The 12,854-nt window shown below is 71.3% G+C and carries 11 protein-coding genes; 7 read left to right on the top strand and 4 right to left on the bottom strand.

Going from position 1 to position 12,854, the window contains the following annotated elements:
• The first annotated feature begins 130 nt into the window (after positions 1-130).
• Entirely contained in the window at positions 131-1,009 is an 879-nt protein-coding gene (locus tag HHAL_RS01380) for a universal stress protein (RefSeq protein WP_187147869.1), read from the top strand.
• A 34-nt stretch (positions 1,010-1,043) separates the two neighbouring features.
• Here the strand turns inward: HHAL_RS01380 and HHAL_RS01375 are convergent, their stop codons facing one another.
• The 4 genes from HHAL_RS01375 to nifE are packed head-to-tail and all read right to left on the bottom strand — an operon-like array spanning position 1,044 to position 4,850.
• On the bottom strand, positions 1,044-1,553 hold the full coding sequence (locus HHAL_RS01375; protein WP_011813083.1) for a NifX-associated nitrogen fixation protein: 510 nt from the start codon (positions 1,551-1,553) through the stop codon (positions 1,044-1,046).
• Between the two features lie 30 nt (positions 1,554-1,583).
• Positions 1,584-2,069 (bottom strand): NifB/NifX family molybdenum-iron cluster-binding protein, encoded by a 486-nt coding sequence (locus HHAL_RS01370; RefSeq protein WP_011813082.1) that lies wholly within the window; start codon positions 2,067-2,069, stop codon positions 1,584-1,586.
• 10 nt (positions 2,070-2,079) lie between these two features.
• The gene (nifN, locus tag HHAL_RS01365; protein ID WP_011813081.1) at positions 2,080-3,456 is read right to left on the bottom strand and encodes a nitrogenase iron-molybdenum cofactor biosynthesis protein NifN; all 1,377 of its coding nucleotides are present in this window, start codon (positions 3,454-3,456) and stop codon (positions 2,080-2,082) included.
• Between the two features lie 14 nt (positions 3,457-3,470).
• Positions 3,471-4,850 (bottom strand): nitrogenase iron-molybdenum cofactor biosynthesis protein NifE, encoded by a 1,380-nt coding sequence (gene nifE / locus HHAL_RS01360; RefSeq protein ID WP_011813080.1) that lies wholly within the window; start codon positions 4,848-4,850, stop codon positions 3,471-3,473.
• Between the two features lie 229 nt (positions 4,851-5,079).
• Here nifE and dnaQ point away from each other — a divergent pair, with 229 nt between their 5' ends.
• The 6 genes from dnaQ to HHAL_RS01330 are packed head-to-tail and all read left to right on the top strand — an operon-like array spanning position 5,080 to position 12,836.
• A complete protein-coding gene (gene dnaQ, locus HHAL_RS01355) occupies positions 5,080-5,811 on the top strand; it encodes a DNA polymerase III subunit epsilon (protein WP_011813079.1) in 732 nt (243 codons plus the stop codon).
• Positions 5,808-6,545, top strand: a complete 738-nt coding sequence (locus HHAL_RS01350; protein ID WP_011813078.1) for an HAD family hydrolase — start codon at positions 5,808-5,810, stop codon at positions 6,543-6,545. Before dnaQ ends, HHAL_RS01350 begins: the two co-directional genes overlap by 4 nt.
• A gap of 36 nt (positions 6,546-6,581) precedes the next feature.
• Positions 6,582-7,562, top strand: coding sequence for a YbgA family protein (locus HHAL_RS01345; protein WP_011813077.1), 981 nt, complete (start codon positions 6,582-6,584; stop codon positions 7,560-7,562).
• A gap of 58 nt (positions 7,563-7,620) precedes the next feature.
• Positions 7,621-8,907 carry an efflux RND transporter periplasmic adaptor subunit gene (locus HHAL_RS01340; protein WP_041594992.1) on the top strand — a complete coding sequence of 429 codons (1,287 nt, stop codon included), beginning with the start codon at positions 7,621-7,623 and terminating at the stop codon, positions 8,905-8,907.
• 3 nt (positions 8,908-8,910) lie between these two features.
• Entirely contained in the window at positions 8,911-12,033 is a 3,123-nt protein-coding gene (locus tag HHAL_RS01335) for an efflux RND transporter permease subunit (RefSeq protein ID WP_011813075.1), read from the top strand.
• The gene (locus HHAL_RS01330) at positions 12,030-12,836 is read left to right on the top strand and encodes a competence/damage-inducible protein A (protein WP_011813074.1); all 807 of its coding nucleotides are present in this window, start codon (positions 12,030-12,032) and stop codon (positions 12,834-12,836) included. The genes HHAL_RS01335 and HHAL_RS01330 overlap by 4 nt, the downstream gene beginning before the upstream one ends.
• The last annotated feature ends 18 nt before the right edge of the window (positions 12,837-12,854 follow it).

Genomic DNA, 12,854 nt, shown 5'->3' with positions numbered 1-12,854 from the left:
GTGTTGCCACGCTGAGGCTCCCGCGCTCGCGGGCAATGGTGCCACAATCTAAGGAGGAGACCGGCACCCGGGCAAGCGCCGGGGCCGGATGCACCGTACTCTTCCGGTTGATGGGATCAAGGGGGCCGCCATGAGCATGCAGAAAGTCGTCTTCGCCAGCGATCTGTCCGAGCGCGCCGGACGGGCCGGGCGCCGCGCCGTGCAGCTGGCCGAGGCCCACGATGCGCAGTTGGAGGCGGTCCACGTGATCGAGACCGACTCGCCCGGGTTGCGTGCGCTCAGTGGCTCGCCGGACCGGGAAGGCGTCTTCCAGGCCGCCGCCGAGCAGCAGCTGCAGTCCGGCACGCCCGGCCACCGGGCCAAGCCCCGGGTATTGATCGGCGATGTGGTCGGCGAGGTGGTCTGCGCCACCGATGAGGGCGACGCCGATCTGCTGGTGGTCGGTGCCCACGGTCGGCAGTACGTCCGCGACTGGATGCTCGGGACCACCGCCGAGCAGCTGGTCTGCCACGCCCGGACGCCGACGCTGGTGGTCCGCCGCGATTCCGATGCGCCGTATCGGCGCGTGGTCGTGGGGGTGGACTTCTCCGAGTGCTCGCGGGCTGCGCTGCAGATCGCCCGGCGCTGGTTCCCGGCCGCCGAACTCTACCTGCTCTATGTGGTGGACACCGCCGAACTCGATCGCATGCGCGCTGCCGGCATCGGTGACAGCTACATTCAGGAGCAGCAGACGCGCTGGATGGAGGAGGCGCGCACGGAACTGGAGGAGTTTGCCCGGGACGAGGAGCTGAGCCCGGACGAGGTCCACTTGGAGGTGCACGCTGGCTATCCGGCCACCGTCCTGCTCGAGGCCCTCGGCGGGCTGGGCGCGGACCTGGTGGTGATGGGCAACCACGGCCGCGGTCGCTGGGCCAATATGCTGCTCGGCAGTGTCGCCTCGCGGCTGCTGCGCGAGCTGTCCACGGACCTGCTGCTGGTTCGCGACGACGCCCCGGGGGTCGAGGGTTGAACGGTGCATGGCCCGCCGGCGCACGGCGGCGGGTTCAGGCCCGCGCCACCTCCGGGAAGCGCTCGACGAGCGCTACGGCTCCGTCCACCAGGCGCTCGCCGCGGCGGACCAGTTTGTCGGTGCTGGCGAAGCCGAAGCGGTGGACATCGCGTAGCGGTTTATCGACCACCACCAGTTTACCGGCGAGGACGAAGGCGCGACCGAAGCCCTCGTGGCTGAGATTGATCACTGGTACCGCCATCACCCCGGTGCGGGCCTCGATGCGGGTGGCGACGGCGTTGTAGAAGGTGCGTACGCGGTTCACGGTCTCGCCGTCGGGGTCGGCTACCACCGGGATGGCGCGCTTGCGCTCGGGGGTGAGGATGAACGGGTCGATGACCGCCGCATCACTGTAATGCTCCCAGGCGCCGAAGGTGTCCATGGCCCGGACCTGGCGCAGCAGTTCGCGGATGAACGGGGTCTCCAGGGCCGGGTCGTCGTCCGCCAGGACCTGCGCGGTGGCGGTGGTCTCGGGGCGGTCGTCCTGCGGGTTCCAGGTCCACATGGTGCGCGTTCCTCCTTCGTTCGGTCCGGTTCAGTCGGCGCGCCAGCCGGTGGCTTCCATGGCGTCGAAGCGCTCTTCGCCGGGCGGGTCGCCGCGCAGGGCGCGGCCGAGCCACGCCGGCGGGCGCTCGCGCAACTGCGCGATCAGGCGGCCGATCACGGCGTCGATGGCGGTGCCGGGGGGGACCTTGCGCGGCTGGCACTGCTGCGCCAGCAGGCGTCGCACGGCCGGGGCGCCGATGGCGTTGCAGTAGAGGGCGGCGCAGCCGTCGACCACCTCCAGGCGGGGGGTGAGGCGGTCGCAGTCGGGCGCCGCGTCGGCGGGCTCCTCGATGGCGGCCACCTCCAGCAGCCGGGTGCCTGAGCAGCCCACCTGATAGATGGCGAAGCCGCTGGCCAGCCCGAAGTGCTGATCCACGGTGTGCCGGTCGCCAGTGGCGAAGGCGATGCGGACCGATCCGGGGTGGGTGGCCTCCTGGACCTCGTTGTCGGCGACCTTCAGGTGGCGGACTGTCATGGCGACCTCCTCAGGCGGCGTCCGCGCTGCGGTAGATCGAGCGGTAGGGGCGCACGTCGCCGTGCACCTCGCGATGCTCAAGAAGGGTGTTGGCCAGCTCGAAGAGGGTGTCGCGGCTGCCGCGGTAGCCCACCCGGGGGCGGGCGTGCAGCCCGACGCGCTCCCAGATCGGGTAGCCGCACTGCAGGATCGGTACCCCCAGCCGGCCGGCGGTGGCGGCGGCGTGGCCGCTGCCGAGGATCAGCTCGACGCCGTCCTCGCGGCCGTGGTGCTCCAGGGCCTCCAGGTCCCCCACCGCCACCCGCCCGGCGGGCAGCCCGTCGAGGACCGGCGAGCGCTCCGGGGCCACCGCGGTGGTCACCTCGGCGCCGGCGTCGTGGAGCAGGGTGGTCAGCCCGGCGAGCAGGTCGGCCTCGGCGGCCACCCCCACCGGCGTCGTGCCCAGCACCGAGTGGGTATCGAGCAGGGCGTCCTGGAGCTGCCGGCGCTGGCGCTGGACCCGCGGTGGTGGCACTTCGCGGCCGGCGATGGCACACAGGACCATGACCAGCCGGTCCGTGGCGTGCAGCCCCATCAGGTGGTCGAAGCGGTAGTCCGGCACCCCGGTGCGGGCCCGCAGCCGGTCGGCTGCGGCGTGCAGCGAGGCGCCGACGACCACGGTGGCGGCGGCGTTGCCGCATTCGCGCAGGGCGTCCAGCGGCGTGCCGTCGGTGGTCACCGGGCTGAAGTCCCCGTCCTCCAGGTGGCCGTCCATGGAGGCGCCCAGATCGGGGATGGCCACCGGTTCCAGTCCGAACGCCTCGAGCAGTTCGCAGAGGGCCTCGGCGTCGCCGGGGGAGACGGCGTCGGAGAGGAGCAGGTTGACCTGGCGCGCCGCCCGTCCGGGCCGGGTGCCGGCGCTGGCCGCCTCGGGGACCAGGTGCTCGATGATCGCCTCCACCGTGGCGGCGTAGCCGCTCTCCAGGCTGCCGACGAAATCCGGGGTGTTCACCGGGACCACCGCGGTGCCGGCGTGCTCCGGGTGTGCCTCGCGGAAGGTGCGCACCAGGCGCTCGATGTCCGTCCCCTCGGCCTCGGAGAGCCCGGTGGTCAGCAGGGTGATCAGCGCCGGTGCCGACTTACCGCACAGGGTGTCCAGGGCGCCGAGGACGTTGTCGTCGGCGCCGAGCACCGCGCTGATCGGGTCGATGGCGGTGGTCTGCAGCGGGATCGGCTCGTTGAAGTGGCGGACGAAGTAGACCTTGCCGAAGGCGGTGCAGCCCTGGGCGCCGTGGAGCAGGGGCACGGCCCCCCGGAAGCCGAGGGTCGCCAGGGTGCCGCCCACCGGTTGGCTGGCCTTCAGCGGGTTGACGCTCAGCGGGCTGGTGGATCGTTCGATGCGGGTCATGGCCCCGTCCTCCGTTACTGCCGTTCCCAGGGAGCCGGCTCACGCACCTGCGGCCAGATCGGGCTCTCGATGCTGCGGCACAGTTGGCGGGCCAGCTCCACCATGCCGGTGTAGCCGGCGTAGGCGTGGGGGCGCTCCTGGTTGATGTCCAGGAACGGGATCCGCGCCTTGAGGGCGGTGTACATGTTGCGCCCGCCGGCGATGAGCACGTCGGCCTGGTGGGCGCGGACGGTGTCGATCAGCGTCCGCGGCGCACCGCTTTCCAGCATCTGCGCCTGCTCGCCCATCAGCTCGCGGATGCGCGCCTTGTCCGCCTCGGTGGACTTGCGGGTGCCGGTGGCGACCACCTCCATGCCCAGGTCCTGCAGCGCCGAGACCACCGACCAGCTCTTCACGCCGCCGGTGTAGAGCAGGGCCCGGCGGCCGCGCAGGCGCTCGCGGTAGGGCTCCAGGGCGGCATCGGCACGGGCCTCCTCGCGGGCGATGACCTGCTCGGTGCGTGCGCTCAGGTCTGGGTCGTCGATCAGCCCGGCGAAGCCGCGCAGGGCCGCGGAGGTATCGGCGACGCCGTAGAAGCTGCCCTCGAAATACGGGATGCCGTAGCGCTCTTCCAGGGTGCGGGCCACGTTGAGCAGGGCCTTGGAGCAGACCAGCATGTTGGCCTCGGCGCGGTGCAGGGTCTGCAGCTCGCGGTAGCGGGCGTCGCCGGAGAGGCTGCCGAGCAGGCGCAGGCCGAGCTCGTCGAGCAGCGGCAGCACGTTCCAGAACTCGCCGGCGATGTTGAACTCGCCGATCAGGCCGACGTCGTGGACCTGGTGATCCCGCGGCCGGCGCTCCGCCGGCACCGGCTCCGGTTCGCGGGTGCCGACGATGTGCTGGACCACCGCCTCGCCGGCGATGCGGTTGCCGAGGTTCTTGCTGCCGTAGAAGCCGGCGCAGTCCACCGGAACCACCGGGGTCCCCCAGCGGCGCTCGGCGCTGCGGCACACCGCCTCGATGTCGTCGCCGGTCAACGCCGGGACGCAGGTGTTGTAGACGAAGACCGCCGCCGGGGCGTGATCGTCCACCGCCTGCTTGATGGCGTGGAACAGCCGCGCCTCGCCCCGGCCCATGATCACGTCCTGCTCGCTGAGGTCGGTGGTCATGCCGATGCGCCACAGGGTGGGGCCGGTGGAGCGGGTGCCGCGGTTGTCCCAGGAGCTGCCGGCGCAGCCGATGGGGCCGTGGACGATGTGCGCGGCGTCGGCCACCGGCAGCAGGGTGATCTGGGCGCCGTCGAAGGCGCATCCACCAGCGGCGGCGCCCGGCGTGGGGCGCGCGCAGCCCGATTTGCTGCCCTGGTTGTGGGCGCAGCCCGGTTCGTCGAGGAGGGCGGCGATCTCCTGGTTTCGCATGGGCGGGCGGCTCCGGTCCTGGGTGGCTTCTCCCGCAGTGCAGCAAGGGGCGTGCCAGGTCCGGGCGGCGGTGGGAGGCGCGTCACGGCGGGGGGGTGGGCTTTGCGGGTGTGTCGCAAATCCGACAGCCGGGCGTTATGGTGTGCCGTTTGTGACACCCTGCGTTGACCCTGGATGGGCCGCGTCGCAGACTGTTTCGAATCCTTGCAATGTATCCGGACCCTGAGCCATGCGGCAGATCCTGCTCGACACCGAGACCACCGGCATGGACCCCACCGAGGGGCACCGCATCATCGAGATCGGGTGTGTCGAGCTGGTGCGCCGGCGGCTGACCGGCAACAACTTCCACGAGTACCTCAATCCGGACCGGGCAGTGGACGAGGGGGCGGAGAACGTCCACGGTCTGTCGAATCGTTTCCTGGCCGACAAGCCGCGCTTTGCCGACATCGCCCGGCGCTTCGTCGACTACGTCCAGGATGCCGAGCTGATCATCCACAACGCGCCCTTCGACGTCGGCTTCATCGACGCCGAGCTGGCCCGTCTGGGGCCGGCGTGGGGGCAGCTCGAGGACTACTGCACCATCACCGACTCGCTGCAGATGGCCCGGCGCATGCATCCGGGCCAGCGCTGCAGCCTCGATGCCCTGTGCAAGCGCTACAGCGTGGACGGCTCGCGCCGCGAACTCCACGGCGCGCTGCTCGACTCGGAACTGCTCGCCGAGGTCTACCTGGCCATGACCGGTGGTCAGGGCAAGCTCTCCCTGGAGGGCGAGGGCCTGGAGCCGGGCGGCGCCGAGCCGGTGCAGCGGCTGTCGGCGGAGCGGCCGCGGCTGCGCGTCCCGGAGCCCGGTGAACTCGAGCGCGAGGCCCACGAGCAGCTGCTCCAGCGCATCGAGGCCACCTGCGGCGGGCCGGCGTTGTGGCGCGGCTCGGCCCGTGGCGAGGAGGCGTCCGGATCATGATCCGTCCCCCCCTGCGGGCCCTGACCTTCGACCTCGACGACACCCTCTGGTCCGTCGACGATGTCCTCGCGGCGGCCGAGCAGACCCTCCACGACTATCTGCGCGACGCCTACCCGGTGGTGGCCGAGCGCTTCGATCCCGACACCATGCGGCAGCTGCGCCGCGAACTGGCCGCCGCGCGCCCGGAACTCACACGCAACGCCACCACCCTGCGCCGTGCCACCATGGCTGAGATCGCCCGCAGCTGCGGGATCGACGGAGCCGCGGCGGAGCGGTTCGTGGAGCAGACCTTCGCCGTGTTCCTCGAGGCGCGGCAGAGCCGGGTGGCCCCGTTCCCCGAAGTGCTGCCGGCCCTGCGCGATCTGGCCGGGCGGTTCCGTATCGGCGTGATCACCAACGGCAACGCCGATGTCTACCGCACCGAACTCGGCCCCTACGTCCACTTCGTGGTGCGCGGCGTGGACATCGACATTCCCAAGCCCGAGCCGGAGATCTTCGCCCTGGCCTGCGAGCACGCCGGGGCGCCCCCCGGCGAGGTTCTGCACGTGGGGGATGACCCGGACAGCGACGCCGCCGGGGCGCTGGCCGCCGGCATGCAGGCGGCGTTGATCTGCCGTTACGGCCCGCCGGAGCCGTCCCACGGCGTGCCCGACTGCCTGATGGTCCCGGACATGGCGGCGCTGCGCCGGGCGATCCTGCGCAGCGTGGATGCAAGCGTGGATGCGGATGGCTAGAATGCTGTACACAAGTTGTACAACCCTAGGGAGAGCATGAGCCGGCCAAGCGATCAGACCGCGTCGCAGCCGCAGATTCCGGTGGGCGTGAGCAGCTGCCTGCTCGGCGAGGAGGTGCGCTACGACGGCAGTCACAAGCGCAACCCCTTCGTTACCGAGGCACTCTCGCGCTACTTCCGCTACGTGCCCGTCTGCCCCGAGGTGGCCATCGGGCTGCCCACCCCGCGGCCGCCGATCCGCCTGGAGCTGGATGCGGACAACCGGGTGCGCGTGCGCGGGGTGCGGGATCGGCAGACCGACGTCACCGAGGCCATGGAGGCCTTCGGCCGCGAGAAGGGGCGGGAGCTCCACTGGCTCAGCGGCTACATCCTCAAGGCCAAGTCGCCGAGCTGCGGTATGGAGCGCGTCAAGGTCTACAAACCCGACGGCCATCCGGCCGGTATCCCCGGGCGGGGCGCCTATGCACGGACGCTGATGGAGGCCAACCCACTGCTCCCGGTGGAGGAGGAGGGACGGCTCAACGATCCGTCCCTGCGTGAGGGCTTTGTCTGCCGGGTCTTCTGCTACTACCGTTGGCAGCGCCTGGTCGAGGCGGGCCTGACGCCCAAGGCGCTGGTGGATTTCCACGCCGAGCACAAGCTGTTGCTCATGGCCCACGACGATCAGCGCATGCGCGAGCTGGGGCGGCTGGTCTCGACGCTGGGCGAGCGGTCGCTGGAGGCGGTGGCCGACGAGTACATCCACGGGTTCATGGCGGCCCTGGCCCGGCCGGCGACGCGCGGCCGGCACGCCAACGTGCTCTACCACCTGCTCGGCTATCTCAAACGCGAGCTGGACCCGGCGGACAAGCAAGAGGTGGTGAGTGTCATCGAGCAGTACCGCACCGGTATGGTGCCGTTGATCGTCCCGGTGATGCTGTTGCGTCACCACTTCCGCCACTGGCCGGATCCCTATGTGGAGCGGCAGTTCTATCTCTACTGGAGTCCGCCGGAACTGGCGCTGCTCAATCAGGTCTGATCCGGCGGCCCCCTGGGGCACCCCAGGGCCACTCGAGGCGAAATGAAGGAAGGGCTGCGTGCCGTTACGTTCGTTGCTGCGAAAGGGTTGGGGGGCCGCTGCGCCCGTGGTGGTGCTGATGGCGGCCGTGCTGGTCCTGGCGGCGCTGGTCTGGACCCGCCCCGATCCGCCCGCCGAGGAGCCCACCGAACCCTCCTGGGTGGTGGCCACTGAGCGTGCCGAGCCCGGTGTCCACCAGCCGCTGCTGCGTCTGTTCGGCTACATCGAGTCGCCTTCGGACGTTACCGTCAAGTCGGCGGTGGAGGCTGACGTGGTCGACGTCCCGGCCCGCGACGGCCGGGTGGTGGAGGCCGGCGAGCTGCTGGTGCGCCTGGACGACGGCGAGCTGCGCGACATCCTCCGACAGCGCCAGGCGGATCTCGACGAACTGGAAGCGGCGCTGCGCCAGGAGCGCCGCGCCGTCGAGGCGGACCGCGAGGACCTGGAGGCCGAGGAGGCCCTGCTGGCCATCGACCAGCGGCGGGTGGCGCGGCTCGAGGAGCTGGTCGCCGACAACGCCGCCTCACCCTCGGAACTCGACGACGCCGAGGAGTCCAAGGAGCGCCAGCGCCAGGCGGTGATCCGGGCCCGGCAGTCGGTGGACGACGCCGAGGAGCGTCTGGCCGTGGCCGAGGCGCGCCGGGACGGCGCCGAGGCCGCCCGGGATCAGGCCCGGCGTGACGTGGGCCGCACCGAGGTGCGCGCCCCCTTCGACGGCCGGGTCAGCGCGGTGCCGGTGGGCCGGGGTGACCGGGTGAGCCCCGGTAACGAGCTCGTCGGTCTCTACGACACCGGCGAGCTGGAGGTCCGGGTGCAGATCCCCACCACGCGCATCGGTGCCCTCTACCGGGCCCGTGCTGCCGATACCGCGGTGCGCGGCGAAGCGCGGGTGGATGGCCGCGAACTCGACCTGGAGCTGGACCGGCTGGCCGGGCAGACCGCCCGCGAGCGCGGCGGGGTCGAGGCGATCTTCACCGTGGCCGACCGACACGAGGACGTGGCGCTGGATCGCTTCGCCGAGGTGATGCTGGAGCTGCCCCCGGAGCCCGGCACCCTGGTGGTCCCCTACGAGGCGCTCTACGGCACCGACCGGCTCTACATCGTCGAGTCGGGCGGGGAAGACGACGACCACAAGCGCCTGCGCGGTATCGAGGCCCAGCGCCTGGGCGAGGCGCGGCGCCCGGACGGCCGCCGCGGCGCCCTGATCCGCGCCCCGGAGATCGAAGCCGGGGCCCAGATCGTCACCACGCAGATCCCGCAGGCCACGGACGGGCTGCGCGTGCGCGTCGATCCGGAGAGCCGCTAGCCGATGGTTGAGCAGCGGCGAGACGCGCTGCGCTGGTTGGCGGACCACCCGGTGGCCGCCAACTTGGTGCTGGCGCTGATGTTCATCTCCGGCTTTTACGCCGTCAGTCAGCTCAACACGCAGTTCTTTCCCAGCTTCGAGCTCGACGTGGTCACCGTGCAGGTGGAGTGGCCCGGCTCCACCGCCGAGGACGTGGCCGACTCGGTGACCACTCCGCTGGAGGATGCGGTCCGTGATCTCGAGGGGCTGCGCGAGATGCAGTCGCGCTCGGCGGACGGGGTGAGCAACATCAGCCTCGAGTTCTTCGAGGGCACCGACATGGCCGACACGGTGGAGGACGTGAAGGATCGCGTCGCCGCCGTGCGCAACCTCCCCGAGGAGGCGGAGGAACCGACCATCCGCCGCATCTCGCGCTTTGATCCGGTGGCCCGCGTGGTGCTCAGCGGCGACGCCCCGCCGTCGAGCATGCGCGCCTGGGCGCGGGAGCTGGAGGACGACCTGCTGCGCCGCGGGGTGGCCAATGTCGAGGTCACCGGCATGCCGGACCTGGAGACCGCCGTCGAGGTGGAGCAGCGGGTGCTGCTCGACTCCGGGCTGACCTTCGCCGATCTCGGCGCGGCCATTGACGCCGAGAGCACCGATCTGCCCGGCGGCGAGGCCGGCGAGGCGGACATCGCCCGGCAGCTGCGCAGCCTGGAGCAGCGCCGCGGCGTGCAGGAGTTCCGCGATCTGCAGATCACCGATGGCGACGGCCAGCCGCTGCTGCTCAGCAATCTGGCGCAGATCGAGCGCCGCGCCCGGGACGGTCAGGTGGACTTCCGCCTGGGCGAGGACACCGCCATCGAACTCTACGTCCAGCGCTCCGAGGGGGAGGACGCCCTGGGCGCGGCGGCGATCCTGGAGGCGTGGTACGACGACGTGTCACCGACCCTGCCCGACGGCCTGGAACTGACCATCTACGACGAGTTCTGGGAGCTGATCAGCGAGCGCATCGGGCTGCTGGTGACCAACGGCCTGGCTGGCCTGCTGCTGGTGGTGGCCATCCTCTTCACCTTCCTCACCGCGCGGGTGGCCTTCTGGGTGACGGTGGGCATCCCCGCCGCCTTCCTCACCGCGCTGGTGGTGCTCTGGGGCGTGGGCGGCAGCATCAACATGATGAGCCTGTTCGCCCTGATCATGACCCTGGGGATCATCGTCGACGACGCCATCGTGGTCGGCGAACGCGGCGTGGCCCGCTTCCAGCGCGGCGAGTCGCCGGGCGAGGCGGCCGCCGGCGGGGCACGCGACATGCTGGCCCCGGTGTTGGCGTCGTCGCTGACCACGGTGGCGGCGTTCATCCCGCTGATGGCGATCAGCGGGGTGATGGGCAACATGCTCTTCGATATCCCGCTGGTGGTGATCTGCGTGATCATCGCCTCGCTGATTGAGGCCTTCATCGTCCTGCCGGGGCACCTGCGCCGCTCCTTCGAGGGCGATCAGCGCGGGCGCGAGCCGAGCCGCTTCCGGCGCTGGGTGGACAACGGTTTCCACCGTTTCCGCGAAGGCGCGTACCGACGCGGCATCACCCGGGCCGTCGAGTGGCGCTGGACGACGGTCTCGGGCGCCGTGGCGCTGCTGGTGGCGGCAGCCGGGTTGGTGGTCGGCGGACGCATCGACTTCACCTTCTTCCCCGAGCCGGAGGGAACGGTCCTCCAGGCCAATGTCGGCTTCGCCCCGGGCACGCCGCCGGAGCGGGTGGAGGCCTTCCTTGGCGACATGGAGCGCCAGCTCCACGCCGCCGACGCCGCGCTCTCCGATCAGCAGCTGGTGCGCACCCACACCGTGCGCTACGGCGAGATGCAGGCCCGCGACGCCCAGGACGCCAACCGCGGGGATCACTACGGCAACATCGCCGTGGAGCTGATCTCCCCGGAGGAGCGGGACGTCCGCAACACCGACCTGATCAACGCCTGGGAGGAGCGGATCACCGAACGCCCCGGCCTGGAGCGGCTGGTGATCCGCGAACGCGGCGCCGGTCCGCCGGGTGAGGACATCGATGTGCGTCTGACCCAGGGGGATCCGGGCACTCTGCGCGCCGCCGCCGACGAGCTGCGCCAGGTGCTGCACCGCTATCCGGGGCTGGGCAGCATCGACGACGACCTGCCCTACGGTCAGGAGCAGTGGGTCTACCGCCTCACCGCCGAGGGGCGGGCCCTGGGGCTGACCACCGAGGCGGTCAGCCGCCAGGTGCGGGACGCCTTCGCCGGCGAGCTGGCGCAGGTCTACCACCAGGGGCGCGACGAGGTCGAGGTGCGCGTGCGCCAACCGATGGCCGAGCGCCGCGATCTCTCGGCGGTCACCGATCTCCAGATCCGCCTGCCGGAGGGGGATCTGGTGCCATTGGACAGCGTTGTGACGATCGACTCGCGCCGCGGCTTCGAGGTGGTCCGCCACCACAACGGCGAACTGGCGGTGAGCGTCACCGGCGACGTGGACGATCGGGTGGCCAATACCGGGCAGATCCGCGCCGACCTGCGCGAGAACGTCCTGCCCGATCTGGTCGAGCGCTACGGGGTGGCGGCCGAGTTCGGCGGCCAGGCCGATTTCCAGGACGAGACCCTGGCGGATATGCAGCGCGGGCTGTTCTTCGCCCTGGGGCTGATCTACCTGATCCTGGCGTGGGTCTTCGCCTCCTACGGCTGGCCGCTGCTGGTGATGACGGTCATCCCCTTCGGCCTGGTCGGGGCGCTGGTCGGCCACTGGGTGATGGGGCTCGACCTGACCTTGTTGTCGCTGTTCGGCATCTTCGGGCTGACCGGGATCACGGTGAACAACGCCATCATCCTGACCCTGTTCTACAAGCAGATCCGCGATGCCGGCACGCCGGTGGTCGAGGCCCTGGTCGAGGCGTCGTGCCAGCGCCTGCGGGCGATGATCCTCACCTCGCTGACCACCATCGGGGGCCTGCTGCCGCTGCTCGCCGAGCAGTCGGTGCAGGCGCAGTTCCTCATCCCCATGGCGGCGGCCATCGCCTTCGGCCTGGCCGGGGCGACGGGCATCGTGCTGTTCCTGATGCCGGCGCTGCTGCGCATCTATGAGGATGCGGTTGCCGGGGTGACGCGGTGGCGGTACGGTACAACGCCATGACCGAGCATGTGCACCACACTCCGCGCTTCGGCGCCCTGATCATCGGTGACGAGCTGCTTACCGGCCGGCGCCAGGATCGGCACATGGAGGCGGTGATCGAGCGCCTCGACGCCCGCGGGCTGGAGCTCTCCTGGGCGCGGCTGATCGGCGACGATCCGCAGCTGCTGACCCGCACGCTGCGCGAGACCTTCGCCGGTGGCGATATCGTCTTCAGTTTCGGCGGCATCGGTGCCACCCCCGACGACCGCACCCGGCAGTGCTGTGCCGAGGCGGTGGGGCAGCCCCTGGAGCGCCACCCGGAGGCCGAGGCGGCCATGCGCGAGCAGTTCGGCGTCGATGCCACCGCTCAGCGTCTGCGCATGGTCGAGTTCCCCGCCGGGTCGTGGATGATCCCCAATCCGATCAACCGGGTGGCGGGCTTCTCCTGGGGCGATCACCACTTCGTCCCGGGGTTCCCGCGCATGGCCTGGCCGATGATCGAGTGGGTGCTGGATACCCACTACGCCCACCTGCAGGCGCCGGGGCGGATGCTCCAGCGCGCCGTGCGTGTACCCGGGGCGCGGGAGGGGGCGATGATCCCGCTGCTCGAGCGCTTCACCGAGGCGTACCCGGATCTGCGCATCTCCTGCCTGCCCGGGGGGGACCGCCAGCGCGGTTTCGAGGTGGAGCTCGGCGTGCGCGGAACGGCGCCGCGGGCCACCGAGGCGCTGGAGGCCCTGACCCGCGAGCTGGAGGCCGCCGGCTACCGCTGGGAGCCCGTGGCCGGGGCAACTCCTGGCGACGGGAACGGTCCAACCCCATAATCCCCTGCGTTACCCCTA

It is taken from the genome of Halorhodospira halophila SL1 (assembly GCF_000015585.1).
GTDB lineage: Bacteria > Pseudomonadota > Gammaproteobacteria > Nitrococcales > Halorhodospiraceae > Halorhodospira > Halorhodospira halophila.
Note: the sequence above shows the minus strand (reverse complement) of the source record. Positions and strands in the feature narration are given on the sequence as shown.